Source organism: Sphingomonas sp. SFZ2018-12 (assembly GCF_022496715.1).
Taxonomy (GTDB): domain Bacteria; phylum Pseudomonadota; class Alphaproteobacteria; order Sphingomonadales; family Sphingomonadaceae; genus Sphingomonas.
This window is the reverse complement of sequence record NZ_WTFM01000001.1, coordinates 1,448,326-1,473,694: the sequence shown is the minus strand read 5'-3', so window position 1 is coordinate 1,473,694 and position 25,369 is coordinate 1,448,326. Positions and strand designations below refer to the sequence as shown.

The following is a 25,369-nucleotide window of genomic DNA, read 5'->3' as shown; positions in this document are numbered from 1 at the left end:
CCGCTATCTAGGTCGCGATCGGAACACCGAACAAGTCGTGATCGTCGGCATCCTCGATTTCCACCCGCACGATGTCGCCCTCGTTGAGGTGTCCTGCGTCGCGCAGATGAACCTCACCATCGATCTCCGGCGCGTCGGCGGTCGAGCGGCCGGTCGCGCCGCCGCTCTCCGCATCTACCGCATCGATGATGACAGCGACGGTGCGGCCGACCTTGGCCTGGAGCTTCTCAGCCGAAATGCGCGCGGTCAGCGCCATCAATCTGGCGTAGCGGTCTTCCTTGACCTCCTCCGGCACCGGATCGGGCAGCGCGTTGGCGGCGGCACCCGCGACGGGTTCGAAGCGGAACGCGCCGACCCGGTCGAGCTGCGCTTCCTCCAGCCACTCGAGCAGATACTGGAAATCGGCTTCGGTCTCGCCCGGAAAGCCGACGACGAAGGACGAACGGATCGCGATATCGGGACAGATCGCGCGCCAGTTGCGCAGCCGCTCCAGCACCTTCGCCTCGTTGGCGGGCCGCCGCATCCGGCGCAGCACGTCCGGCGCGGCATGTTGGAACGGGATGTCGAGATAGGGGAGCACCAGCCCCTCGGCCATCAGCGGGATGACCTGATCGACATGGGGGTAGGGGTAGACATAGTGCAGCCGCACCCACACCGGCTGCTCCGGCGTGCCGAGCCGGCCGAGTTCGCGGGCGAGGTCGGTCATGTGCGGCACGACTTCGCGCCCCTGCCACATCCGCGGTTCCTTGCGGATATCGACGCCATAGGCCGAGGTGTCCTGGCTGATGACCAGCAGCTCGCGCGTTCCCGCGGCGACCAGTTTCTCCGCCTCGCGCAGGATCGCGTCGGGGCGGCGGCTGACCAGGTCGCCGCGCAGCGACGGGATGATGCAGAAGCTGCAGCGATGGTTGCAGCCCTCCGAAATCTTCAGATAGCTGTAGTGGCGCGGCGTCAGCTTGAGGCCGGCTTCGGGCACCAGGTCGAGATAGGGCGACGGTGTGTGGGGTGCTGCGGCGTGGACCGCATCGACCACCTGCTCATATTGATGCGCGCCGGTGACGGCGAGGACGTTGGGGAAGCGCGTGCGGATGCGCTCGGCTTCCTCGCCCATGCAGCCGGTGACGATAACGCGGCCGTTCTCCGCCAGCGCCTCGCCGATCGCTTCCAGGCTCTCTTCCTTGGCGCTGTCCAGGAAGCCGCAGGTGTTGACCAGCACCACGTCCGCGCCGGCATAGTCGGCGGACAGGCCATAGCCCTCCGCACGCAGCTTGGTCAGGATCCGCTCGCTGTCGACCAGGTTCTTGGGACAGCCGAGCGACACCATGCCCACGCGGGGCGGTTCGGGAAGAATGGTTGCCATGATTGGCCGCGCACATAGGCGCTTTGGCGGAAAAAGCGAGTCGGGGGGGATGGTCGGCAACCGGTCGCCCGTCCGGGCAGGTGTCGGGGCCAGCAGGTCGCCGGGAAGTCGCTCATGCCGGGTGAACCCCTGTTACGGCTTCCGGACCCCAACCCGCTCACCCTGAGAAGCTGACCGGGAATAGGCATCGTTGCAAATTCTAGCCCCTTACTTCGCGTCACCCCGGGCTCGACCCGGGGTCCCGATGCTTCTTGCGCCGGATCAGGCAGTGGGACCCCGGCTCAAGGCCGGGGTGACGAGAGAAAATGCACCCCATTCCTCGATCAAATGCACATTCGGAAAACCCGGACACTCTTTCCTCGTCACCCCGGCCTTGTGCCGGGGTCCACCGCGCAACCCGCACGGGTCCATCCTCGACGCGCGCCGCTTGCCCCGCGCATTGGCTCGGCTCCAAATGGCGCGCAACGGCGCTTTGCGGCACAGTGGACCCCGGCACGGGGCCGGGATGACGGGAAAGTCCGGGCTCACCCCCGGAACAGGAAGAACGCCCCCGCCGCGATCAGCGCGAAGCCGATCAGGTGGTTCACCGTGATCTTCTGGCCCAGATAGGCGACCGAGAAGATCGCGAAGATGCTGAGCGTGATGACCTCCTGCATCCCCTTCAGCTGGGCCGCCGAATAGACCGCGCTGCCCATCCGGTTGGCGGGCACCGCCAGCAGATATTCGGGCAGCGCGATCAGCCAGCTGATCAGGATGACCGCGACGATCGACGCGTGCTTGAACTTCAGGTGCCCGTACCAGGCGAAGGTCATGAAGATGTTGGAGCCGATCAGCAGCAGGATCGGCAGGATGCGGGCGCCGTCGATCACGCCGACGCCATCCGCCGCGGCACGATTTCGACGATCACGTCGCCCGTCACCAACGCCTTTGCCTCGGGCTCGGCGAAGCTGAACGGCTTGCCGTCGCGATAGAGGCGGACGCCCAGGCCGGTGGTGATCGCCGATAGCGGCTGGCCGACCTCCTCATCCCGCACCCGGCGCTCGGCGAGCTGGACCCGCCCGTCGATCGAGGCGAGGTCCATCATGTAATCGGCGATGTGCTGGCCGCTGCACGAACTGGCGAGCAGCAGTCCGGCGAAACTGACGGGATTGATGACGGTATTCGCCCCCGCGGCACGCGCCGGAAATTCGTTGTCCTCCGCCTTTACGATGACGCTGATTGACAGGTCGGGCGCCAGGTGTCGGGCGGTGAGCGTGATGAGGATCGAGGTGTCGTCGCGCCCCGCCGCGACGATCAGTGTACGCGCGTCGGCGATGCGAACGTCGGTCAGCAGCTCGTCGCGCGTCGCATCGCCCTGGATCACGTTGCAGCCGCACGCCTCGGCGCGCGCCAGCCGTTCGGGATCGCCGTCGACCACGACGATGCTCGCTGGCGCCTCGCCGCGCGCGATCAGCTCGTCGACCGCCTCCGATCCGGTCCGGCCAAAGCCCGCGACGACGATGTGGTTGGTCAGCTTGCGCTGGATCGAAGCCATACGCCATTTCTCCCAGCTGCGCTTGAGCACGAAATCATAAGTGGTGCCGATGAACAGGAGGACCACGAACACCCGGATCGGGGTGACGACCAGCGCGTCGAACATGCGCGCCTGCGTGGTCACCGGCGCGATGTCGCCATAGCCCGTCGTGGTGATCGAGATCATGGTGAAATAGACGACGTCGAGAAAGCTGATCTCGCCATCGTAATTGTCGCGCAGCCCCGCGCGGTCGAACCAGTGCACCCCGATCGCCAGCCCGAGCAGCGCGAGCACCGCGACCACGCGCCAGCCGATCGATACCCACAACGGCAACCCCGACCGGCGCTTCAGCGTGTGATAGCGGCCGACCGGTTGGCTCATGCCGGCGCTCAGTCCTGCCGGTAGCGCGCTTCGAGCGCGGCCATCGATTCGTGATGGGTGAGGTCGAGGTGCAGCGGCGTCACCGCGACATAGCCGTCGGCGATCGCCTCAAGGTCGGTCGAATGCGCCGGGGTCTCGATCATCGGCCCCAGCCCGAACCAGAAATACTCGTAGCCGCGCGGGTCGCGGTTGCTGACGATCTGGAGCCGGCCATAGTCGCGCAGGCCCTGATTGGCGACGCGGATGCCCTTCACCTCTTCGGGCGCGAGCGCGGGGAAGTTGATGTTGACCAGCGTGCGGGGTGCCCAGTCCATGTCGATCAGCGGGCGGATCACTTGTTCGCCCCATGCCTTGGCCGCGCCGAACGGGACGGCGTCGCCCATGCCCTCTCGGCGATAGACCTGGCTGAGCGCGATCGATCGGACACCGGCGAGCGCGCCCTCCATCGCGGCGGAGACGGTGCCGGAGTAGGTCACGTCCTCGGCCAGGTTGGCGCCGCGATTGACCCCGGACAGGATCAGGTCGGGCGGGCAATCCTTCATGATCCGCGCCAGCGCCATCATCACCGCGTCGGTCGGCGTGCCCATCACCGCGTAACGCTGGTCGCCGAAGCGGCGCACGCGCAGCGGGCGGGTGAGGGTGAGCGAATGGCCCGCGCCCGATTGCTCCTCCGCCGGGGCGACCACCCAGACATCGTCGGAGAATTTGCGCGCGATTTCCTCGAGCACCGTGATGCCGGGGGCGTGATAGCCGTCGTCGTTGGTGACCAGGATGCGCATCAGGGGGTCGGCTCCAGGCGGGTGATGCCGCCCATATAGGGCAGCAACGCGTCAGGCACGGTGACGCTGCCGTCGGCATTCTGATAATTCTCGATCACCGCGACGAGCGTGCGGCCGACCGCAAGGCCGGAGCCGTTGAGGGTGTGGACGAACTCGGTCTTTTTCTGCTCGCCTGCGACGCGATAGCGGGTGTTCATCCGCCGCGCCTGGAAGTCGCCGGTGTTCGAGCAGGAACTGATCTCACGCCACGCGCCCTGGCCGGGCAGCCACACCTCCAGGTCATAGGTCTTGCGCGCGCCGAAGCCCATGTCGCCGGTGCACAGCAGCAGCTTGCGATAGGACAGGTTCAGCCGCTCCAGGATCGTCTCCGCCGCGCGGGTCATGCGCTGATGCTCGGCCTCCGAGTCCTCCGGGCGGACGATGCTGACCAGCTCGCATTTCTCGAACTGGTGCTGGCGGATGAAGCCGCGCGTGTCGCGGCCGGCTGCGCCTGCTTCGGAGCGGAAGCACAAAGTGAGGGCGGTGAGGCGCAGCGGCAGGGCGCTCTCGTCGAGCAGCTCGCCGATGACGCTGGCGGTGAGGGAGACTTCGCTGGTGGGGATGAGCCAGCGGCGGTTAGCCTGATGAACTTCGCGATCTGCCTGTGCGATTTGATCCTTAAGGTTCTGATAGCTCTCGCGAAACTCGTCACTATCAAGCTCAATAGCGCGCGTGCTAGCCGGTGCGCGTTCTCTCAAGCGAGCGAGCCAACCGTCCAACTCTATTTGTATGCTTTCGCGATCAATTGGGATCGCAGTCTCAAAGCTATCCTCCTTAAACTTCGGCAGCTTATCCGTGCCGTACATCGCCTCGTCCTTGACCAGCACCGGCGGGTTGCATTCCTCATAGCCATGCTCGCGCGTCTGGACGTCGAGCATGAACTGGCCGAGCGCGCGGTGGAGGCGGGCCATGTCGCCGCGCAGGAAGGTGAAGCGTGCACCCGACAGCCGCGCGCCGGTTTCGAAATCCATGCCGAGCGCGTGGGCGAGGTCGGCGTGTTCTTTTGGCGTGAAGTCGAAACTGCGCGGGGTGCCCCAGCGGGCGACCTCGACATTGTCTTCCTCGCCCGCGCCATCGGGCACGTCGTCGGCGGGGAGGTTGGGGATGATGTCGAGCGCGGCCTTCAACTGCGCGGCGACGTCCTTCTCCTCCGCCTCGATCGCGGGCAGGCGGTCCTTGAGCGCGGCGACTTCGGCCTTCAGCGCCTCGGCGGTTGCCGGATCGCCCTTGGCCATTGCCGCGCCGATCAGCTTTGACGCTTCGTTGCGCCGCGCCTGCGCCACCTGGGCCTCGGCGATCAGTGCCCGCCGCCGCTCGTCGAGCTTGCGCAAATCCTGAGCCACCGGCGGCAGCCCGCGTCGGGCGAGCATCTGGTCGAAACGGTCGGGGTCGTCGCGGATCAGGCGGATGTCGTGCATGGCGGCAGGCTATGGCGACCGCGACGAAGCGACGCAAGGCGCAACCCGTCGCGGTCCCCGGACGTTGGTCGAGGGCGAGTGAACAGGCAAGGAGGATAAAGGATGCAGATCGCTCATGACGCGCTGGTGCTGGTGGCGGATGGTCGCAAGATGCTGTGGTTGCGCAACGAAGGGGATGCGGTTCACCCCAATCTCGTGGTCGAGGACAAGCAGGTGCAGCCCAATCCGAAGGACAGCGAACAGAAGACCGACGCGCCCGGGCGCACCTTTTCATCGCTGGGCGGTGGCGGACCCGGTGGCAGCCAGTCGGGCGCGGATGGGCCCCGCAGTTCGATGGAGGAGACCGACTTTCATCAGCAAGCCGAAGACCGCTTCGCTGCCGAAGCCGCCGAGACGCTGCGGATGGGGGCGCTCGCCAACCAGTATGAACAACTGATCATCGTCGCCCCGCCGCGCACGCTGGGCGAGATGCGCAAGCATTATCACAAAGAGGTCGAGGCGCGTTTGGCGGGCGAGCTTGCCAAGGATCTGACCGATCACCCGATCCCCGAGATCGAGCGCCTGCTTATCGCCGCCTAGGGGCTTTCCGTCCTCAGCCGAGCATGCGGCCCAGGCGGCGGCGTAGCGCCAGTCCGCCCGCGGCCGCACCGAACAGCAGCAGCATCGGCGGCGCGGGCACCGGCGTCGGCGGCACGCCCGACGAGGTCGAGCTGGTCGAGGTGCTGCCGCTCGTCGACGTGGAGCCCGAGCTCGACGCCGAGGTCGAGCTTGAGGTGGAACCGGAAGTCGAGGTCGACCCCGATGTCGAGCTTGACCCCGAGCTCGACGCTGAGCTTGCGCTGGAGGTGGAGCCGGACGCCGAGCTGGAGGTCGAGCCGGTCGAGCCCGTCGAACCGGACGCAGAGGAGGTCATGTCACCGCTCGAGCTGGCCGAGCTCGAGCTCGCGCTGCTCGCCGAGCTGGCGCTGCTGGCCGACGATGTCGAGGTGGACGACGACACGTCGCCGCTCGAGCTCGACGTCGACGACACTTCGCCGCTGGAGGTCGAGGTGGAGGATCCGCCCGTGGACGAGGTGCTCGACACCTCGCCGCTCGATGTCGACGAACCGCCCGTCGACGTGGACGTCGAGGATCCCCCGGTCGAGGTCGAGGACCCGCCCGTCGACGTTGACGAACCGCCGGTCGAGGTGGAGGAGCCGCCGGTCGAGGTCGAGGACCCGCCCGATCCACCCGACGATGTCGAGGTCGAAGAGCCGCCCGACCCGCCGGTCGAGGTGGAGGTCGATCCGCTGCTGGTGCTGGTCGATCCGGTGGACGACACGACGACGCTGCCGCCGCCCGATCCGCCGCCGCCGAAGAACCCGCCCGCGAAAAATCCGCCGCCGCCAAAGCCGCCGCCGCCCGCGAATACCGCGGGGGCGATACCGCCCCCGCCAGTGATCAGCGGCGCCGAATCACGCGGCAACGGCACCGGCGTCCCCTGGGTGGTGACGACGACGGTGGTCGGCGCCGGCGCGGGTCGCGGCTGGGGCGCGGGCTTGCGCTTGGCGTAGCGCACCGCCGGGCGCACCGGCCGCTTGGTGATCGCGCGCTTCGTGATCCGCCGCTCCGCGACCTTGGACGAGAAGATGCGGGCACCCTGCGCGGACTCGGCGACATGGACCGCGCCGCCGCCGATCAGGGCACCGCCCGCCGCACAGGCGCAGAGTTTCGTCAAAGCCATCTTCACCGACATAGGTCACTCTTCCATCGTTGCGTGCGCCTGGCGAAAGCAGGTGATGCGAACACTGTTTCCGACTGACAGCAGCACAGAAGCCCGACCTCAGTTCAAGCGGCTTAACCACGTTTACTGTCTCGAATTGGCAAGATCGTGCGCTGCACGGCACGCGACTATGGTTAACGTCCGATTCAGGGACAGTTTTGCCGTGCCGCGTTGGTGCGACGGGCGTCGTCCCGCGATCAGCCGATCTGAAGCCCGACCGCCTGCTTGGCCGCGCGCAGCGTCGGGGCTGCAAGCGCGTGCGCGCGGGCCGCACCCTCGGCAAGCTGCCGCCCAACCTCCGCCCGGTCGTCGAGCAACCGCGTCAGCCGGTCGCGGATCGGTCCCAGCGTCGCGACCGCCAGTTCGGCGAGCGCGGGCTTGAACGCGCCAAAACCCTGCCCGGCAAAGCGCGCCAGCACCTCCGCCGGTGCCTCACCCGAAAGGGCGGCATAGATCGTCACCAGGTTGCGCGCCTCGGCACGTGCCTCCAATTCCGCCATCGTCGCAGGCAGCGGCTCGGGGTCGGTTTTCGCCTTGCGGATTTTCTGGACGATCAGGTCGTCGTCGTCGATCAGGTTGATCCGGCTCATGTCCGACGGGTCGGACTTCGACATCTTTGCCGTGCCGTCGCGCAGCGACATGATGCGCGGCGCTTCGGCCGACACCAGCGGCTCGGGCAGCGGGAACAGCTCGACCGCGAAATCGGTGTTGAACTTGGTCGCGATGTCGCGCGCCAGCTCCAGATGCTGCTTCTGGTCCTCGCCCACCGGCACGTGCGTGGCCTGATAAGCGAGGACATCGGCGGCCTGCAGCACCGGATAGGTGAACAGCCCGACGCTCGCGCCCTCGCGGTTCTTTCCGGCTTTGTCCTTCCACTGGGTCATGCGGTTGAGCCACCCCATCCGCGCGGTGCCCTGCAGGATCCAGCACAGTTCGGCATGAGCGGAGACGCGTGACTGGTTGAACAGGATGGCGCGCGCGGGGTCGATGCCGGCGGCCAGCAGCGTGGCGGCCATTTCGATCGTGCTCGCGGCCAGGTCGGCCGGGTCGATCGCGACGGTCAGCGCGTGCAGGTCGGCGAGGAAGAACAGGCACTGATCGTCCGCACCCATCGCGTCCTGCATCGCCACCCATTGCCGGATGGCGCCCAGATAATTGCCGAGGTGGAGGTTGCCGGTGGGCTGGATGCCGGACAGGACGCGCATGTTCTGAAGTTCCCTGCGGTTCAGGCGCGACGGCGGCGCGCGAGTTGACGAAGATCGGCGACCGCGAACGCGCCGGTCGCAAAGCACGCCGCGGCATAGACCGCGATGCCGCCCGCGACCAGCGCCGCCAGTGCCGCGATCCGCACCCACAGGCTGCCGGCGATGTAGGGCGTGGCGAGATGGTCGAGGGCATAGAGCGCGCCGCCCATCATCAGCGCGGCGAGCGCGAGACGCGGCAGGCGGCGGCGAAGCTGCGCGTCGGCGACGAAATCGCCGCGCCGCACCAGCGTGCGGTAAAGCATCGCCACGTTGACGAGTGCGGCCAGCGCGGTGGCCAGCGGCGGACCGACATGGCCGATCAGGGGGATGAGGATGAGGTTGCCCGCGATGTTCACGCCGATCGACCAGGTTGCATAGCGGACCGGTGTGCGCGTGTCGGACCGGGCGTAATAGCCCGGCGTCAGCACCTTGATCAGCACATAGGCGGGCAGGCCCAGCGAGAAGACCGCGAGCGCCAGCCCTGTTGCGCGGGTGTCGGCCGCGGTGAACGCGCCATGTTGGAACAGCCCGGCGACGATCGGCTCGGCCGCGACGATGAAGGCGACGGTGGCGGGGAGCGTAAGCAGCAGCGCCAGCTCGATTCCCCGGTTCTGCGTCGTCATCGCCACCTCGTCCTCCTTTGCGGCGAGCTGGCGCGACAGCGTCGGCAGCAGGATGGTGCCGAGCCCGATGCCGATCAGCCCGAGCGGCAGCTGGTTCAGCCGGTCGGCATAGTAGATGTACGAGATCGACCCCGCTTCGAGCAGTCGCCCGGCCAGCGCGGTCGAGATCAGCAGATTGACCTGGACCGCGCCCGCGCCGGCGGCGGCAGGGATGATGAGGCGCAGCAGCTCGCGCATTTCCGGGGTCAGGCGCGGGCGGCGGATGCGCAGCTTCACCCCCGCCGCGCGGCAGGCGAGGATGAGCCACCCGAGCTGAAGCGCGCCGCCCGCGGTCACCGCCCAGGCCTGTGCCCGGGCGGTCGCATAGGGATCACCGCCGCGAAAACCGACCAGCGCGACGATCATCGCGATGTTGAGCAGGATCGGCGCGGCCGCGTTGACCCAGAAGCGGTCGAGCGAGTTGAGGATGCCCCCGAGCAGCGACACGAGCGAGATCAGCATCAGATAGGGCAGGGTGATCCGCGACAGCGTGACCGCATAGGCGAACTGCTCTGGCGTCGGATCGTTGAACCCGCCCGACAAAGCGAAGGTGATCGGCCAGGCGAGCGCGATCATGATGCCGGTGAAGACGATCAGGATCGGCAGCAGCACCGCCAGCGCCTGTTCGGCAAAGGCGATGCCGGCGGCGCGGTCGCCGCCCTCGGCCACCTTGCGGTTGAACAGCGGGATGAACGCGGCCGAGAATGCGCCTTCGGCAAACAGCGCGCGGAACATGTTGGGCAGGCGGAACGCGACCAGAAACGCATCGGACGCAAAGCCCGCGCCGACAAAGGTCGCCTGTAGCGAATCGCGGCCGAGCGCCAGGAATCGGCTGACCAGGGTCAGCCCGCCGACCGATCCGAGCGCGCGCGCGAGCTTCATCGTCCTGCGCCCGGGCCGGTCGTCAGGCGTTGCCGGCGGGCCCGCCGAAATCGCCTTCGCCCGCCTCGACCTGGCGCGCCATCGCCTGCTGCATGAACAGCGCGCCGAAGTCGATCGGTTCCAGCATCAGCGGCGGGAAGCCGCCGTCGCGCACCGAATCGGCCAGCACGCGGCGCGCGAAGGGGAACAGGATGCGCGGCGCTTCGCCGAGCAGGAACGGCTGGAGATGCTCGGCGGGGATGTTGCGCAGCAGGAACAGTCCGGCATAGCTGAGATCAACGAGATACAGCACCTGGCCGTCGATCTCGCCACGCGCCTCGATCTTCAGGACGACCTCGTGCACGTCCTCGCCGACCTGGCCCGCGCCGATGTTGAACTGGACATCCATCTTGGGCTGGCCCTGGCGCTGGTAGATCGCCGGGGCGTTGGGATTTTCGAACGACAGGTCCTTCACATATTGCGAAATGACGCTGGCGACCGGTGCCTGGTCCTCGCCGTCCGGGCCGCCGGCGTTCGGCATCTGCGGGGTGTCTTGCTCGTCCATCGGGAAATCCATCTGTGGTGGGGTGGCGCACGGATGCGCGGTCGAATGATCGCGGCGCGTAGCAGGGGCAGGGGGGCAGTTCAACGCCCGTCGCACCTCGCCCGCGGGGCATTTGAACTCCGGGGCCCTTGCGCCTATGTTGGGGAGCGTGAATGGTGGAGCGATGATGCTGGTTGTAGTTTTGCTCGCGATGGTGGCGGCCTTTCTGGCGCTGCGCCTGTATTCGGTCCTGGGCAAGCGCACCGGGCATGAACAGCCGCTGCCCAAACCTGCGGAAGAGCGTTTCCCGCCCAGCAGCCTGCCGCGTCAGGTCGAAACGCCGGTCGAGCCGCGCGATGCAGGCGCGCGCGTTTTTTCCGACGGGGCCGAACGGGGCGTTCGCGCGCTGATCGCTGCCGATCCGTCGTTTGACGTCGCCCAGTTCCTCGACGGGGCCAAGGGTGCCTATCGCATGGTGCTCGAAGCCTTCTGGAAGGGCGATCGCGCCACGCTCGATTGGCTGACCGAAAGCGACGTGAAGGCGGCGTTCGAGGCGGCAATCGATGAGCGTGAAGCCGCCGGCCATGTCCTCGACAACCGGGTCGTGTCGATCGAGGAAGCGTTGATCGACGGCGCTTCGGTGGAAAACGGCGTCGCACGCGTCGTCGTCCGGTTCGACGCCGATATCGCTGCGGTCACGCGCGACGCCGATGGCAATGTGGTTGCGGGTTCGCTGAGCGATGCGGTTCAGACGCACGACGTGTGGACCTTCACGCGGCGGCTGCGCAGCGACGATCCCAACTGGAAACTGGCCGAGACCGACGAAGCCTGACCGGCGGGTTCGGGGGAATGCAGATGAAAGGTGTCGCCGGGCCGCTCATCGCGCTGATGCTGGCGGGATGTGCGGTCGTGCCGCGTGATGCGCGGCCGGCTCCCGGAGTTACAGGCTCCACGCCTGCCGCTCGCCAGCCGGTCGCGGCGACGCCGATCAAACCGGTTGCCGCGCCAACGGTCGCGAGCGGCGTCACCACCGCGGCGTTGGCGGGCGTGGTTGCCGGCCCACCGCTGACCGGCCTGCCGATCGAGGCGGCCGGCGCGGCCCGCGCACTCGCGGCCTTCGTCACCAGCTGCGGCACGCTGACGCGGCGCGCGGACAGTTCGGGTCTGTCGATGCCGGCCGACTGGGCGCCGGCCTGTGCCGCAGCGCGGACCACCGCACCGGGCGCCGCACGCGACTTTTTCGGGCGCTGGTTCGACCCGGTCCAGGTCGGCGACGGCAAGGCGTTTGCCACCGGCTATTACGAACCAGAGATCAGCGGGTCGCGTACCCGCACGGGCCCTTATCAGACGCCGATCTACGCGCTCCCCAAGGATATCGTGGAGGTGGATCTCGGGCTGTTTTCGAACGAGTTGGCCGAGCGCAAGGTGCGCGGGCGCGTGAGCGGCAATGCCCTTGTCCCTTATTTCGACCGGACCGAGATCGAGGAAGGTGCGCTTGCCGGGCGCGGCCTCGAAATCGCCTATGCGGAGGACCCGATCGAGTTCTTCTTCCTTCAGGTCCAGGGTTCCGGGCGGCTGAGGCTGCCCGACGGGGGCGTGATGCGGATCGGCTATGCCGGGCAGAACGGTCGCGAATATACCGGCATCGGCCGGCTGATGCGCGATCGCGGGCTGATCGGCCCAGACCAGGCATCGATGCAAGGGCTGATGGCGTGGCTGCGCGCCAACCCGGCCGAAGGGCGCGCGGTGATGCGCGAGAACAAGAGCTTCGTCTTCTTCCGCGAACTCACCGGCCCGGGGCCGTTGGGTGCGCTGGGCCTGCCCGTCGTCGCGCAGGCGAGCGTCGCTGCCGATCCGCGTTTCGTGCCGCTGGGCGCACCCGTCTTCTTGTCGATGGACCGTGTCGATGCCTCCGGACTGTGGATCGCGCAGGATACCGGCGGGGCAATCAAGGGGCCGAATCGCTTCGATACATTCTGGGGCGCGGGGGCGGAGGCGCGGGCGATCGCGGGCGGCATGTCCGCGCGCGGCACCGCCTTCATCCTGCTGCCCAAGCCGGCGGCGGCGCGGCTGACCGCGCGGGGCGATGACCGGCCGGCGCCTTAGCCCGGCCGAACAGGCGCTGTGGGCAAAGGTGATGGCGACGGTGCGCCCGCTCGCTCCCGCCGCCGCACGCGCGAAGGCTCCGGTGGAACCCGCCGCCGCCGCCGCGGCATCCACCGAGGTATCAACCCCGCGACGCAAGGGCCGCGTCCCGCCGCCGCCGCCCCTCGCCAAGCCGGCATCGGCACCCAAGTCGCTGGCGGAGGGCGGGCTCGACCGCAGCTGGGATCAGCGCATCCGGCGCGGCACGCTGGCGCCGGACTCCAGCATCGACCTGCACGGCCATACGCTGGCCAGCGCCCATGCCGCGCTCGACACCGGGCTCGCCAACGCAATCGCGCGGGGTGACCGGGTGCTGTTGCTCATCACCGGCCGCCCGCCTGGAAACGACGCGGCGCGACCCTATCCCCGCGGGGCGATCCGGGCGGCGGTTCACGACTGGCTCGCGGTATCGCGCCACGCCGATCGTATCGCCGCCGTGCGTCAGGCGCATCCGCGTCATGGCGGTGCCGGTGCACTCTATCTCGTGCTCCGCCGCCCGACGGTTGCGGCACCGAAATTTTAACGGTTTCCGGGCAAAAACGACGCGCCGTGCCGGACGAGGGTGGTTCGGCAAGCGGAGTTTCGGATCGGTCGATGGAAGTCTTCTCGCTCAAAAGCAAGGCGGTCGCCTTTGCCCTTTGCGCGGGCGGAATCGCCTTCATCCTGGCGCTCGCGGCCACCACCAACGGGCGGATCGACATATCGGGCACCGCCGCCTCTCTCGTCGCCGCAATCGTGTGTGCGACGATGTGCTGGGCCTATGCCGAACACGCCGTCGCCAACACCGCCGCTGCCATCGACGAAGCCATTGCGCGCTTGGCCCGCGCGGCGAACGGCGACCTTGAAGGCGAAGTGCCCGAGCAGGTGAGCCGTTTCGTGCCTACGCTCGCCGCCGCGATGGAGAGCCTGTTTCGTCAGATGCACGGCAATCTCGACACCGTCCAGCGCCTGGCCATGTTCGACAGCGTCACCGACCTGCCCAACCGCATCCACTTCAGGCGCTGCTGCGAGCGTGCGCTGGCCGAGCTGCCCGCGGACGCGGCCGCCGCCATCTTCTTCATCGATCTCGACCGGTTCAAGGCGGTGAACGACACGATGGGTCACGCCACCGGCGACGTCCTGCTCGGCATGGTCGCCAATCGCCTGCGAGCGGTGGCGGCGCGGTTCGCCGATGAACCCGCCGCAGGCACCGGACCGGTGCTGATCGGCCGGCTGGCGGGTGACGAATTCACCATGTTTTTTCCCGATATCCGTGAACCCCGGCGGATCGACCGGATCGGGCGCGCCATCCTGTTCGCGCTGGGCGAAAGCTTCGACCTCGGCGGTCAGTCGATCGAGATCGGCGCATCGGTGGGCGTAGCCGTCCGCCCCCGGCACGGCCGGTCGCTGAGCGAGCTGATGCGCGCGGCGGACGCGGCGATGTATCAGGCGAAGGCCAACGGGCGCGGCTGCGTCGAACATTTCACCGAGCAGCTGGCGACCGAGATCGACGCGCGGACGCGGCTCGAACAGGACCTGCGCACCGCGGTCGCGCGCGACCAGTTCACGCTGGCGTTCCAGCCGCAGGTGTCGGCGATCGACGGCCGGCTGATCGGCGCGGAGGCGCTGTTGCGCTGGCGACATCCCGATGGCCTCCGGCTACCCGGCAGCTTCATCCAGCGCGCCGAGGAAACCGGCCTGATCGTCGAGATCGGTGACTGGGTGATCCATCGTGTTGCCGAAACGATCGCCCGCTGGACGAAGCTGGGCGTCGAGCAGCGACTTGCCGTCAACATCAGCCCGCGCCAGCTCGATCATGCCGGCTTTTTCCGACGGCTGCGCGACGCGCTGCGTGCGGCCGGCGCGCCGGCGCGGCTGGTCGAGCTCGAGATTACCGAAAGCCTGGTAATGAGCTGTAGCGACGACGTCATCGATGCGATCGCGCAGCTTCGCGCCGATGGGGCGACCGTCGCGATCGACGATTTCGGAACGGGCTATTCGAATCTCGGCCGGCTGCAGATGCTGCCGGTCGATCGCGTCAAGATCGACCGGTCGCTGATCGAGCAGGTCGCCGAACGGACCGAGGCGCGCACCATCGTCCAGGCGGTGATCGGGCTGGTCCACGGGCTCGGGTGCGAGGCTGTGGCGGAGGGGATCGAGAACGCCGCGCAGGCCGAGGTCATGCGCGTGATCGGCTGCGACGTGCTCCAGGGCTATGCGATCGGGCGCCCGATGGAGGAGGCGACCTTCCTCAACTGGGCGCGTGACCGGCAGCTGATGCGGGCGGCAAGCTGAACGCGCCGCGCGCGATGTCGGCATAGATCGCGGCGAGCAACGTCAGGTCGTCGATCGCGACCGCCTCGTCGAGCTTGTGCATCGTCGCGTTGACCAGTCCGAACTCGACCACCGGGCACAGCCGTGACAGGAAACGCGCGTCCGATGTCCCGCCCGTCGTCGACAATTCGGGCGAATGGCCGGTATGTGCGGCGATCCGGTCGGAGACCAGGGTGGACCACGCGCCCGGCGGGGTCAGAAACGCCTCGCCCGACACCATCGCACGTACCTCCGCACCGGGGGCGTGCGCTTCGACGATGTCGCGCACACGCGCGACCAGCGCGTCGCCGCGATGCAGGTCGTTGAAACGAATGCCCAGCCGCGCCTGCGCCGCTGCCGGGATGACGTTGGTCGCCGGATTGCCGACCGTCAGGTCAGTGATCTCGAGGTTGGTGGGCTGGAACCAGTCGGTACCTTCGTCGAGGACGAGCGCGTCGAGCTCAGCCAGCGCCCTGACCAGTCGCGGGATCGGATTGTCGGCGAGGTGCGGGTAGGCGACATGGCCCTGCCGGCCCGGGACGTCGATCCAGATATTGACCGAACCGCGTCGCCCGATCTTGATCATGTCGCCCAGCCGGCTGACCGATGTCGGTTCGCCGACCAGGCAGTAATCGGGGCTTAGCCCGCGCGCCTTCATCCGCTCGATCAGCGCGATCGTGCCGTGGATCGCCGGGCCTTCCTCGTCGCCGGTGATGATCAGGCTCATCGTGCCGAGATCGGCGGGCGTCTGCGCGGCTGCGGCGACAAAGGCGGCGATCGCCCCCTTCATGTCGACGGCACCGCGGCCATGCAGCAATCCGCCGCGCAGCTCCGCCCGGAACGGGTCGGTGGTCCAGCCCTTGCCCGGCGGCACCACGTCGAGGTGCCCGGCAAAGGCGAAATGCGTGCCGCCGGCCCCGCGAACGGCGAGCAGGTTCTCGACCGGCCCGTGCGGGGGGCCGCCCGCGATAAAGCGATCGACATTAAAGCCAAGCGGGACGAGCGCCGCCTCAAGCACGTCGAACACGGCGCCGGTTGCGGGCGTGATGCTCTCGGCGTCGATCAGCGCACGGGTCAGGTCGAGCAGGTCGGTCAATCGCGGTTCTTTCGGCAGGGCGGGACACCGCCATCGCGCAAGCCCGCGCCCGACACAATCCCGCCAGCGGTGATCACGCGCGCGCTCAGGCCTGGACCGGCCCCTCGAACTTCTCGATCACCCATTCCTCCTCCTGCGCGGCGGCGAGCCAATCCTGCATGAACGGATGGGTGAGCACCGCGTGCATATAGGCCGGGGCAAAGCGGGCGACGGGCAGCGAATAGGTGACCAGCCGGGTCACGACGGGGGCGAACATGATGTCGGCCGCGCCGAAATCGCCGAACAGGAACTTGCCCGCGCCGCCATAACGGGCCCGCGCCTGTGCCCAGATTTCCATGAGCCGGTCGAGCTCCTGCAGCACGTCGTCGTCGGGCTGACGCGGCGGATAGACGTGGCGGACGTTCATGCTGTGCTTGCGCCGCAGCGCCGAGAAGCCCGAATGCATCTCCGCAGCCATCGACCGCGCCATGGCGCGCGCGGCGAGGTCCTCGGGCCAGAAGCACTGGCACGCGGTCTTCTCGTTCAGATACTCGATGATCGCCAGCGAATCCCAGACGACGATATCGCCGTCCCACAGGATCGGCACCTTGCCCGACGACGGCGCGAACTCGTCGCCCTCGCGCCGCCGGTCCCAGTCGGCGTCGTACAGCGGCACGACCACTTCCTGATAAGGCAGCCCCGACTGCCGCACCGCCAGCCAGCCGCGCAGCGACCACGAGCTATAGGCTTTGTTGCCGATGATGATCTTGAGCATGGTGCGGGGATAGCGGCCCGCATGGTGAGCGGCAACCTAACCCGCAATCGGCAGCAGGATTTCGTTGCGCTTGAGCGGACCCGGCACAAAGGGCGAGTTGTAGAACGCATATTCGACTGGCCCGGTCGGCAGGATGTCGCGCCCGGTCAGCCATTCGCGCAGCGCGCGTTCGTGCGTCTCGAGCGCCATTGCATCGGCGTTGCCGGAGAACCGGACCGCCGCGACCCGGCGTGGTGGCAACGTCGTCAGCGCGACGTTTCGGTGGGGCGTGGGAAGCGTGGCGCGGCTGCGCGCGGCGGGCATCACGAAGCGCGTGCGCCAGGCCGTGCCGCCGTCCTGATCCTGAAGCACGGGGGCGGTCATCGCGATCTTCTCCCCGGCGCGGTCCTTCGCGAAGATGTAATCGGCCAGGCGCCGGAACCCGGCATTGGTGGCTTCGCGCCGCGCGCCCGCCGCCACGGTTTCGGCGACGGTGATCTCCGGATAGTCGCGGATCTCGAAATCGCCGTCCTGCTCGACCAGGGTGAAGTCCGGCTGCTCGACCGATTTCTCGCGCCAGACGAACCATGCGCCCGCGCCCACCGCCAGCGCGGCGATCCCGCCGCCGATCTTCGCCCATTGTGCCGTCTTGCTCATCGAGTTTCCTTCCAAGCCATACCGCCGTCGGGCATCGGCCGCCCAACGCGCGAACCCGCCGGGCGTTGCGGCCGCTATGCCCGGATATAGACCCAGGCGCTACGCCCCGACATCAGCGTGACTGTGATGCGTCGGTAATTCGCGCTTTCGTAGACATCGGCGGCGGCCAGTTCGGCATTTGTCACGTCGAACACCTGTCCGGGGATCGGCGGGGCGTCCGGGTCGGCCACCAGCGCCGGGTGGGTGGCGATCCCGCTCGCATCGCGCACATCCGGGTCGTCAATCTCGATCATGATCCGGCGGAACCCGGTCAGTACGTCCGGCGTGCCCGCCAGCAACCGGCCGAACGTCGCACGCTGCACCTCGGGGAGCTGCAGCGTGCCATAGGAGAACAGCGCCTGATCTGCCGCGCTCACCCGATCGCTTCGAGGACGGCGGCGCGCAATTCGGGAATGCCCATGCCCTTTTCGCTCGAGGTCGCGAGGATGTCGGGATGCGCGGCCGGACGTCTGCGCGCCTCCGCGGTGGTGCGCGCGAACATGTCGGCCAGCTCGCTCGCCTTGATCTTGTCGGCCTTGGTGAGGACGACGCGATAGCTGACCGCCGCCTGGTCAAGCATGTCGAGGATTTCGCGATCGACATCCTTGATGCCGTGGCGCGAATCGATGAGTACCAGCGTGCGTTTCAGCACCGCGCGGCCGCGCAGGAAATCGTTCACCAGGAAGCGCCACTGGCGCAACATGTCCTTCGGCGCCTTGGCAAAGCCGTAGCCCGGCATGTCCACCAGGCGAAAGCGCAGCGGATCACCGATGTCGAAGAAGTTGAGCTCTTGCGTCCGCCCCGGCGTGTTCGACGTGCGCGCGAGCGCATTGCGCCCGGCAAGCGCGTTGAGCAGCGAAGACTTGCCGACATTCGACCGGCCCGCAAACGCGATCTCGGGCACCGTGGGTGCGGGCAGGTGCTGAAGCGAGGGCGCGGACTTCAGGAAAGCGACCGGACCCGCAAAGGTCCGGCGCGCGGCCTCGATGAGCTCGATGTCCTCGCTCATAAATCCTCCCCGAGCTCGACTCGGGGAGGGGGACCATTTGCGTAGCAAATGGTGGAGGGGTTTCGCCCCGCCATGCCCCTCCACCCCTCGCCTGCGGCGAGCGGCCCCCCTCCCCGAGCAAGCTCGGGGAGGATCTGGATGACCATCCTCATGTCGCCGGCTTTTGCTTGAGCGCGGGATGGCGCGAATAGAGCCATTGCTGCTGCGCGATGGTGAGTACGTTCGAGGTTATCCAGTAGACCTGCAGGCCGACCGCGAACGGTGCCATCACGAACATCAGCACCCACGGCATGATTGCGAACACCTGTTTCTGCGTTTCGTCCATCGGCGCGGGGTTGAGCTTGAACTGGAAATACATGCTGACGCCGAGCAGGATCGGGATCACGCCGATTGCCAGGAAAGCCGGGGGCGTGAACGGGATCAGGCCGAACAGGTTGACCGGTGTCAGCGGATCGGGCGCCGACAGATCCTTGATCCACAGCACGAACGGCTGGTGCCGCATTTCGATGGTCAGCATCAGCACCTTGTAGAGCGCGTAGAAGACCGGGATCTGGAGCAGGGTGGGGAGGCAGCCGGCGACCGGATTGACCTTCTCGTCCTTGTAGAGCTTCATCATTTCCTGCTGGAGGCGCGGTTTGTCGTCCTTCCAGCGTTCCTGCAGCGCCTTCAGCTTGGGCTGGATCGCCCGCATCGACGCCATCGACGCAAACTGGCGCTGCGCGATCGGGAACATCAGCAGCCGCACGGTGCAGGTCAGCAAGATGATCGCGAAGCCGAAATTGCCGACCATGTGGAACAGCCAGGTCAGATAGGTGAAGATCGGCTTCTCGATGATCTCGAACCAGCCCCAGTCGATCGCATTGCCGAACAGGGTGATGCCACCTTCATCCTCATAGCGGTCGAGCAGCTCGACCTCCTTGGCGCCGGCGAAGAAGCGGGTGGTCTGGGTAAAGCTCTGACCCGGCGCGACGACACGGGCCGGGGCACGGAAGTCGGCCTGATAGGCGTCGGCGCGCGGGCTGCGGAACTGCATTTCGGTCGGCTGCTTCTGGTCGGGCACCAGCGCGGTCAGCCAGTAGATGTCGGTGAAGCCGATCCAGCCGCCGGTCGAATTGTAACGCTGCGGCCCGTCCTCTCCCACGGTCGAATAATCCACGCCGTAATCGACCGCGCCGTTGTGCACGGCCAGCGGGCCGGCGTGGATGGTCCAGGTGTCGCGATCCTTCGACACGCCCTGGCGGCTGAGCAGCGCATAGGGGGTAAGGCTGACCGGCGCGGCACCGGCGTTGCGCACGCTCTGCTGGACGGTGAAAAGATAGCCGTCATCGATCGCGATGCGGATCTGGTACTGCTGGCCGCCGCTGGTGGTCGACAGCGTGACCGGGGTGGCCGGGGTCAGCCGCGCGCCGCTCGCCTGCCACAGCGCGTCCGGGGCCGGCGGCGCGACGCCGCTGCCCGACCAGCCGAACGCGGCGAAATAGGCGTCGCGCGCACCCGATGGCGACAACAGGCGGATGGGTGGCGACCCACGTTCGATCGTCTCGCTGTGGCGGACCAGCACGAGATCGTCGATCCGCGCACCCTTCAGGTTGATCGAACCGCGGAGCCGCGGCGTTTCGATGGCAATGCGCGGGGTTTCGCGCAACACGATCGCCCGGTCGCGGATCGCCGCCGGGCTGTCGGCGGTCGGGTCGGCATCGGGGGCAGGGGCGGTCTTGATCTCGCCCTTCTGCACGGTCGCGGGCGGGCGGCTGACCAGGTTGGGAAAGAAGGTGCCGAGGATCGGTTCCCAGGCGAACAGGATCACCGCGGCCAGCACCGCGAAGAGCAGGAAGTTTTTCTGTTCGTCTTTCACCGATCGTCCTCAAACGGAAAATTGCGTCTCACGGCACCGGATCATGGCCGTGCCCGCCCCAGGGATGGCAGCGCGCGATGCGCCGGGCGGCGAGCCATCCGCCCTTCAGCGCCCCATAGCGACGAAGCGCCTCGATTGCATAGGCCGAACAGGAGGGTTGATAGCGGCACGACGGCGGCAGGATGACCGATGGCCCCAGCTGCCAGCCGCGCACGAGCAGGATCATGACGCGCGCGATCACCGGGCGGTCTTGCGCAGCGCGCGGACCAGCTCGTCGCCCAGCTGGTGAAAATCGCGCTCGATTCCGCTGTTTCGCCCGATCAGGACATGGTCGGCACCGCGCACGCCATGGTCGGGCAGGATCGCGCGGGCGAGTTCGCGCAGGCGCCGCTTCATCCGATTGCGGATGACGGCGTTACCGACCTTCTTGGATACGGTATAGCCGACGCGCATGGCCGGGTCGCCGTCGTCGCGCGGCCGGACCAGCAGGACGAAGCCGGGGGTCGGCGCGCGGCGTCCGGCGTTCGCCGCCAGAAAGTCGCCGCGCCGGGTAAGTTGGATCAGGCCGACAGCTTCTTGCGACCGCGCGCGCGGCGCGCCCGGATCACGTTGCGGCCGCCCGGCGTCGCCATGCGGGCGCGAAAGCCGTGCCGGCGCGCACGCACCAGGTTGCTCGGCTGAAAAGTCCGCTTCATCGCTCATTCCCTGAAGTTCAAAACGCAAAAGGGCCGCCCATGGGACGGCCGTTGGTGGGACGCCGCTACTCGAAGCGCCTGCCCATGTCAATTCGCCATCGGCGTTGCGCGATCCCCCCGCATCGGACGCGATCGCCGGCCGCGCCCCATTCCCCGTCCCGCAAAAGCGGCTATGGTCGCCCGCGCGCAGGGGGAGTTTAATGGTCGCGATCGTTGCCACGGTGGCCTATCTGGGGCTGGAGGCCCGCGGTGTCGAGGTGCAGGTCCAGCTGGCGCCGGGGGTGCCCGCCTTCGTCGTCGTCGGCCTGCCCGACAAGGCGGTGGCCGAAAGCCGCGAGCGCGTGCGCGCCGCCATCGCCGCGATCGGCCTGGCGCTGCCGCCAAAGCGGATCACGGTCAACCTGTCGCCCGCCGATCTGCCCAAGGAAGGGTCGCATTACGACCTGCCGATCGCGCTCGGACTGCTCGCCGCGATGGGCGTCGTCGACGCCGAAACGCTCAGCGAGTATGTCGCGGTCGGCGAACTGGGGCTCGACGGGCGCATCGCCGCCTCGCCGGGCGTGCTGCTCGCCGCGCTCCACGCCTCCGAACAGGAACGCGGCCTGATCTGTCCGGCGGCGCAGGGTTCGGAAGCCGCCTGGGCGGGGTCGATCCCGGTCGCGGCGGCGCCCGACCTCATCAGCCTCATCAACCACCTGAAGGGTGCGCAGCTCCTGTCGCCGTCGCGCCCAGGCCAAGCCGACGACATGGCCGCCGGCCCCGATCTCGCGCAGGTCAAGGGTCAGGAAACCGCGCGCCGCGCGCTCGAGATCGCAGCCGCCGGCGGGCACAACCTGTTGATGGTCGGGCCGCCGGGGGCGGGCAAATCGCTGATGGCGGCGTGCCTGCCCGGCATCCTGCCGCCGCTCGACCCGGCAGAGGCGCTGGAGGTTTCGATGGTGGCGAGCGTCGCCGGCACCATTTCTGGCGGGCGGCTGACCCGTGCGCGGCCCTATCGCGCACCGCATCATTCGGCGTCGATGGCGGCTTTGGTCGGCGGCGGGCTGAAGGCGCGGCCGGGTGAGGTCAGCCTGGCGCATCTGGGCGTCCTGTTCCTCGACGAGCTGCCCGAGTTTCAGCGCGCCGTGCTCGATTCGCTGCGCCAGCCGCTGGAGACCGGCACCGTCACCGTCGCGCGGGCGAACGCCCACGTCACCTTTCCCGCGCGTGTCCAGCTGATCGCGGCGATGAACCCGTGCCGCTGCGGGCATCTGGGCGATCCGGCGCTGGCCTGCGCGCGGGCACCGCGGTGCGCCGCCGACTACCAGACCAAGGTGTCGGGCCCGCTGCTCGACCGCATCGACCTGCATGTCGAGGTGCAGCCGGTGTCCGCCGCCGATCTGGTGTTGCCCGCGCCCGCCGAGGGGTCGGCAGCGGTAGCCGCACGGGTCGCGGCGGCGCGGGCCTTGCAACGCGACCGCTATGCCGACGCTGCCGCGCGCACCAATGCCGAGGCCGATGGCGAGGTGCTGGGTGCCCATGCGACCCCCGATGTGGCGGGCCAGGAACTGCTGGCGCGCGCGGCGGAGGCGATGCGGCTGACTGCGCGCGGCTATACCCGCGTGCTTCGCGTTGCGCGCACCATTGCCGATCTGGCGCAGAGCGATCAGGTCGGTCGCGTGCACGTTGCCGAAGCGCTGAGCTATCGCCGCCGCGCGCCGGTCAATTAGCGCCTTGCGTGGGTCACGTGGCGCAGGTCACCCGAACAGATATCGCCGCGTATCCGGATTTTCCCGCCGCCACATGACGGTGTCGAGGAAATAATGGTGCACGTTGATGAATATCCACCCGACGAACAGGAACAGCGTGCTGCCGAACACCGCATCATCATAGGGTATGGTGGCGTTGAGCATGATCGGCAGCCCCCAGAAGCCGACAAAGCCCAGGATCACGCCGCTGAGGGTGAACAGGATCAGGTGGCCCAGCAGCTTGTTGCCCACCAGGCGGCGGGCGAGTGACGACGCCTCGGGTTCGGACGCGGCAAGCTGCGCCTTCTGGTAATTGGTCTGAAACCGCCAGACGACGACGAGATATTGCAGCGAATGCAGGGCAGGGGCGACCAGCAGCCACAGGGGATGGACGGTCACGAACCACAGCCAGATGTACAGGCTGACCGCATAGGCGATAACCCCGTTTACCGGCAGTCGCCCGGTGGACCGCCACCGCGTCGCGAGCATCCCGACCGCAGCGATCCCCGTGGCCGCCGCCACGACGGTCGAGACGATCACGATCGGATCGGGAAAATCGAAGGTAAAATACTGAAGACCCCACAATTTCCGCTCGCGGATCGCATCGTTAAAGCCAAGCCACGCCGCAACCCAGACCGCATAGCAATTGACCAGCAGGACTTTCTTCTCGGACGCGTTGAAATATTGGCGTTTCAACGCGGCATCGACCATCAGCATCCCATAGCCCTGCTTGACGTAATGCCAGCCGACAAACAGCGCCATCACATTGGCCGCGTAGCCGAGCAGGCGCGCGTCGGCGGTCAGCAGGCAGAAGGCGAAAAAGGCCGCCAGCATCGCGGGGACGACGATCCCGGAGAAGACGTACCGGAGCTGCATGGCGCGGCCGAGGTCGGCAGTGAACGCCTTTATCCGAAACCCGCGATAGAAGATTTGATAGGAATGCGCGAAGTGCGGATGATTGATCAGGTGCGCGATGATCAGCATCGTTCCCGCGACTTGCTCCTGATAACCGGTCACCGGCACCATCAGGATCAGCGGCAGGATGATCAGCGAACTGCCGCCAAGACAGATGAAATCGACCACCGGATTGAACAGGTAACGCTGATCTCGACTGACTTGCGGCGGCGGCACGACCACCTGCGGCGCAGCGTCCGGCCGGTAATATTGCGTCGCCATAAGCTCCCCCGCGGTCGGGGCGGAGGCATATCGCAGGCATAGCTAATGAATGGTTGAAGCGCGCGCGATTGCCCGTCCAGCGACCATGTCGGTCCGGACGGATCAAGCCCCAGGGCGATGGTGCGAGTTGGTCGCGTCGCGCGATCGAGAGCCGATGCTTGCGGCCCGGCGCGGCATCGGCTAGCGAACCGCGATCCCAGCCAGGGCCTGTGCGGGCGTGGTGAAACTGGTAGACGCGCCGGACTCAAAATCCGGTTCCGCAAGGAGTGTCGGTTCGAGCCCGACCGCCCGCACCATCTCGTTTCCCGTATCGCGCCGCCCCCCACCGGCAGGGTGGCGACCCCGGCGTGACTCGAACACGCAACATCCTGCTTAGAAGGCAGGTGCTCTATCCAGTTGAGCTACGGGGCCCCGCAATCGGGTCGAACGACCCCGGCCGGCGGTCCCTTTAGCGCGGATTGCGCTCGGGCAAAATGGCCATCATAGGTCGGGGCATGAACCAGGGGGCGATTCCGGCGGAGCCGCAGGCGGTGACCGCATCCAGGCTGGCGGGCACGCATTTCCGCTATTTCGATTTCGTCATGGCGGCATTCGTCACCGTCCTCGTGCTGTCCAACGTCATCGGCGCATCGAAGCTGGCCGAAGTCGGCGGCTTCGTGTTCGGCGCGGGCATCCTCTTCTTTCCGATCAGCTATGTGCTCGGCGACGTGCTGACCGAAGTCTATGGCTATGCCCGCGCGCGCCGCTGCATCTGGGCGGGCTTTGCGGCGCTGATCTTCCTCGCGGTGATGAGCTGGGTCGTGGTCAGCCTGCCCCCCGCCGCCGGCTGGGGCGGACAGGCCGCCTATGAACAGGTGTTCGGCCAGGTCTGGCGGATCGTCATCGCGTCGATCGTCGCCTTCTGGGCGGGCGAGTTCGCCAACAGCTTCGTACTCGCCCGCCTGAAGGTGCTGACCGGCGGCAAGCATCTTTGGACGCGCACCATCGGCTCGACCGTGGTCGGCCAGGCGATCGACAGCCTGATCTTCTATCCCATCGCCTTTCTGGGCATCTGGACGACCGAGCAGGTGCTGACGGTCATGGTGACGAACTGGGCGCTCAAGGTCGCCTGGGAGGCGCTGCTCACCCCCGTCACCTATGCGGTGGTCAACGGCCTGAAGCGCGCGGAAGGAATCGACCTGTTCGATACCGACACCGATTTCACCCCGTTCAGCGCGAAGGTTTGAGGAACGCGCCAGCGGTCTGGCTGGCAAGGATCGTCGCCACGGACTTGATCCGGGGCCCCGCTGCCTGCGCCGGCGCAACAAGAAGCGGGACTCCGGCGCGAGGCCAGGGTGACGGGAAGAATGAGGGGTATGTGGTCTCTTGTGCCTGCTACCCGA

General features: G+C 67.7%; 26 protein-coding genes and 2 tRNA genes. 9 read left to right on the top strand and 19 right to left on the bottom strand.

Going from position 1 to position 25,369, the window contains the following annotated elements:
* Positions 1–7 precede the first annotated feature (7 nt).
* The 5 genes from rimO to serS form a co-directional block, all read right to left on the bottom strand.
* Positions 8–1,360 (bottom strand): 30S ribosomal protein S12 methylthiotransferase RimO, encoded by a 1,353-nt coding sequence (gene rimO / locus GO308_RS06865; protein ID WP_240884768.1) that lies wholly within the window; start codon positions 1,358–1,360, stop codon positions 8–10.
* A gap of 524 nt (positions 1,361–1,884) precedes the next feature.
* Complete coding sequence (locus GO308_RS06860; RefSeq protein ID WP_197417078.1) at positions 1,885–2,229, bottom strand: DMT family protein; 345 nt, start codon at positions 2,227–2,229, stop codon at positions 1,885–1,887.
* Positions 2,226–3,254, bottom strand: coding sequence for a potassium channel family protein (locus GO308_RS06855; RefSeq protein WP_066674457.1), 1,029 nt, complete (start codon positions 3,252–3,254; stop codon positions 2,226–2,228). The genes GO308_RS06860 and GO308_RS06855 overlap by 4 nt, the downstream gene beginning before the upstream one ends.
* Positions 3,255–3,262: 8 nt before the next feature.
* Positions 3,263–4,033, bottom strand: a complete 771-nt coding sequence (gene surE, locus GO308_RS06850; RefSeq protein ID WP_066547401.1) for a 5'/3'-nucleotidase SurE — start codon at positions 4,031–4,033, stop codon at positions 3,263–3,265.
* Complete coding sequence (gene serS, locus GO308_RS06845; protein ID WP_240884766.1) at positions 4,033–5,490, bottom strand: serine--tRNA ligase; 1,458 nt, start codon at positions 5,488–5,490, stop codon at positions 4,033–4,035. Before serS ends, surE begins: the two co-directional genes overlap by 1 nt.
* A gap of 102 nt (positions 5,491–5,592) precedes the next feature.
* On the opposite strand from serS, the gene GO308_RS06840 reads away from it, so the two are divergent.
* Together GO308_RS06840 and GO308_RS06835 are read left to right on the top strand one after the other, a co-directional pair.
* Positions 5,593–6,069, top strand: coding sequence for a host attachment family protein (locus tag GO308_RS06840; protein ID WP_066479731.1), 477 nt, complete (start codon positions 5,593–5,595; stop codon positions 6,067–6,069).
* A 23-nt stretch (positions 6,070–6,092) separates the two neighbouring features.
* Positions 6,093–7,043, top strand: a complete 951-nt coding sequence (locus GO308_RS06835) for a hypothetical protein (RefSeq protein ID WP_240884764.1) — start codon at positions 6,093–6,095, stop codon at positions 7,041–7,043.
* A gap of 406 nt (positions 7,044–7,449) precedes the next feature.
* On the opposite strand, the gene trpS is transcribed toward GO308_RS06835, so the two are convergent.
* From trpS to secB, 3 genes are read right to left on the bottom strand one after another with little or no spacing between them, the layout of a single operon-like run.
* On the bottom strand, positions 7,450–8,457 hold the full coding sequence (gene trpS, locus GO308_RS06830; protein WP_240884762.1) for a tryptophan--tRNA ligase: 1,008 nt from the start codon (positions 8,455–8,457) through the stop codon (positions 7,450–7,452).
* A 20-nt stretch (positions 8,458–8,477) separates the two neighbouring features.
* Positions 8,478–10,040, bottom strand: coding sequence for a murein biosynthesis integral membrane protein MurJ (gene murJ, locus GO308_RS06825; protein WP_240884760.1), 1,563 nt, complete (start codon positions 10,038–10,040; stop codon positions 8,478–8,480).
* A gap of 22 nt (positions 10,041–10,062) precedes the next feature.
* On the bottom strand, positions 10,063–10,584 hold the full coding sequence (secB, locus tag GO308_RS06820) for a protein-export chaperone SecB (RefSeq protein ID WP_066480156.1): 522 nt from the start codon (positions 10,582–10,584) through the stop codon (positions 10,063–10,065).
* A gap of 166 nt (positions 10,585–10,750) precedes the next feature.
* On the opposite strand from secB, the gene GO308_RS06815 reads away from it, so the two are divergent.
* From GO308_RS06815 to GO308_RS06800, 4 genes are all read left to right on the top strand, one after another.
* Positions 10,751–11,395 carry a Tim44/TimA family putative adaptor protein gene (locus GO308_RS06815; protein WP_066480154.1) on the top strand — a complete coding sequence of 215 codons (645 nt, stop codon included), beginning with the start codon at positions 10,751–10,753 and terminating at the stop codon, positions 11,393–11,395.
* 17 nt (positions 11,396–11,412) lie between these two features.
* On the top strand, positions 11,413–12,669 hold the full coding sequence (locus GO308_RS06810; RefSeq protein WP_240884759.1) for a murein transglycosylase A: 1,257 nt from the start codon (positions 11,413–11,415) through the stop codon (positions 12,667–12,669).
* Positions 12,650–13,231 (top strand): Smr/MutS family protein, encoded by a 582-nt coding sequence (locus GO308_RS06805; protein WP_240884757.1) that lies wholly within the window; start codon positions 12,650–12,652, stop codon positions 13,229–13,231. Before GO308_RS06810 ends, GO308_RS06805 begins: the two co-directional genes overlap by 20 nt.
* A 71-nt stretch (positions 13,232–13,302) precedes the next feature.
* Positions 13,303–14,982 (top strand): bifunctional diguanylate cyclase/phosphodiesterase, encoded by a 1,680-nt coding sequence (locus GO308_RS06800; protein WP_240884755.1) that lies wholly within the window; start codon positions 13,303–13,305, stop codon positions 14,980–14,982.
* Here the strand turns inward: GO308_RS06800 and dapE are convergent.
* The 9 genes from dapE to rpmH form a co-directional block, all read right to left on the bottom strand.
* Positions 14,939–16,096 (bottom strand): succinyl-diaminopimelate desuccinylase, encoded by a 1,158-nt coding sequence (gene dapE, locus GO308_RS06795; protein ID WP_240884753.1) that lies wholly within the window; start codon positions 16,094–16,096, stop codon positions 14,939–14,941. The two genes, GO308_RS06800 and dapE, sit on opposite strands and share 44 nt — an antisense overlap.
* 85 nt (positions 16,097–16,181) lie before the next feature.
* Positions 16,182–16,850: a glutathione S-transferase family protein gene (locus GO308_RS06790; RefSeq protein ID WP_066547381.1), complete on the bottom strand. Its 669-nt coding sequence runs from the start codon at positions 16,848–16,850 to the stop codon at positions 16,182–16,184.
* A 36-nt stretch (positions 16,851–16,886) separates the two neighbouring features.
* On the bottom strand, positions 16,887–17,486 hold the full coding sequence (locus GO308_RS06785) for a heme-binding protein (protein ID WP_240884751.1): 600 nt from the start codon (positions 17,484–17,486) through the stop codon (positions 16,887–16,889).
* Positions 17,487–17,560: 74 nt separating this feature from the next.
* Positions 17,561–17,902: a gamma-glutamylcyclotransferase family protein gene (locus GO308_RS06780; RefSeq protein WP_240884749.1), complete on the bottom strand. Its 342-nt coding sequence runs from the start codon at positions 17,900–17,902 to the stop codon at positions 17,561–17,563.
* On the bottom strand, positions 17,899–18,534 hold the full coding sequence (yihA, locus tag GO308_RS06775) for a ribosome biogenesis GTP-binding protein YihA/YsxC (protein ID WP_066547370.1): 636 nt from the start codon (positions 18,532–18,534) through the stop codon (positions 17,899–17,901). Before yihA ends, GO308_RS06780 begins: the two co-directional genes overlap by 4 nt.
* A gap of 148 nt (positions 18,535–18,682) precedes the next feature.
* Positions 18,683–20,389, bottom strand: a complete 1,707-nt coding sequence (gene yidC / locus GO308_RS06770; RefSeq protein WP_240884747.1) for a membrane protein insertase YidC — start codon at positions 20,387–20,389, stop codon at positions 18,683–18,685.
* 28 nt (positions 20,390–20,417) lie between these two features.
* The gene (yidD, locus tag GO308_RS06765; RefSeq protein WP_066546851.1) at positions 20,418–20,630 is read right to left on the bottom strand and encodes a membrane protein insertion efficiency factor YidD; all 213 of its coding nucleotides are present in this window, start codon (positions 20,628–20,630) and stop codon (positions 20,418–20,420) included.
* The gene (gene rnpA / locus GO308_RS06760) at positions 20,627–20,923 is read right to left on the bottom strand and encodes a ribonuclease P protein component (RefSeq protein WP_240885207.1); all 297 of its coding nucleotides are present in this window, start codon (positions 20,921–20,923) and stop codon (positions 20,627–20,629) included. The genes yidD and rnpA overlap by 4 nt, the downstream gene beginning before the upstream one ends.
* Before the next feature lie 26 nt (positions 20,924–20,949).
* Positions 20,950–21,084, bottom strand: a complete 135-nt coding sequence (gene rpmH, locus GO308_RS06755) for a 50S ribosomal protein L34 (protein ID WP_010545931.1) — start codon at positions 21,082–21,084, stop codon at positions 20,950–20,952.
* Positions 21,085–21,284: 200 nt separating this feature from the next.
* Here rpmH and GO308_RS06750 point away from each other — a divergent pair, with 200 nt between their 5' ends.
* Complete coding sequence (locus tag GO308_RS06750) at positions 21,285–22,793, top strand: YifB family Mg chelatase-like AAA ATPase (RefSeq protein WP_240884746.1); 1,509 nt, start codon at positions 21,285–21,287, stop codon at positions 22,791–22,793.
* A 27-nt stretch (positions 22,794–22,820) separates the two neighbouring features.
* Here the strand turns inward: GO308_RS06750 and GO308_RS06745 are convergent, their stop codons facing one another.
* Positions 22,821–23,987 carry a hypothetical protein gene (locus GO308_RS06745; RefSeq protein ID WP_240884744.1) on the bottom strand — a complete coding sequence of 389 codons (1,167 nt, stop codon included), beginning with the start codon at positions 23,985–23,987 and terminating at the stop codon, positions 22,821–22,823.
* 211 nt (positions 23,988–24,198) lie between these two features.
* Here GO308_RS06745 and GO308_RS06740 point away from each other — a divergent pair.
* Positions 24,199–24,283: transfer RNA gene (locus tag GO308_RS06740), tRNA-Leu, on the top strand.
* Positions 24,284–24,321: 38 nt separating this feature from the next.
* Here GO308_RS06740 and GO308_RS06735 read toward each other — a convergent pair.
* A tRNA-Arg gene (locus tag GO308_RS06735) sits at positions 24,322–24,398 on the bottom strand.
* 83 nt (positions 24,399–24,481) lie between these two features.
* Between GO308_RS06735 and GO308_RS06730 the strand changes: the two genes are divergently transcribed.
* A complete protein-coding gene (locus GO308_RS06730) occupies positions 24,482–25,213 on the top strand; it encodes a queuosine precursor transporter (RefSeq protein ID WP_066479692.1) in 732 nt (243 codons plus the stop codon).
* Positions 25,214–25,369 lie beyond the last annotated feature (156 nt).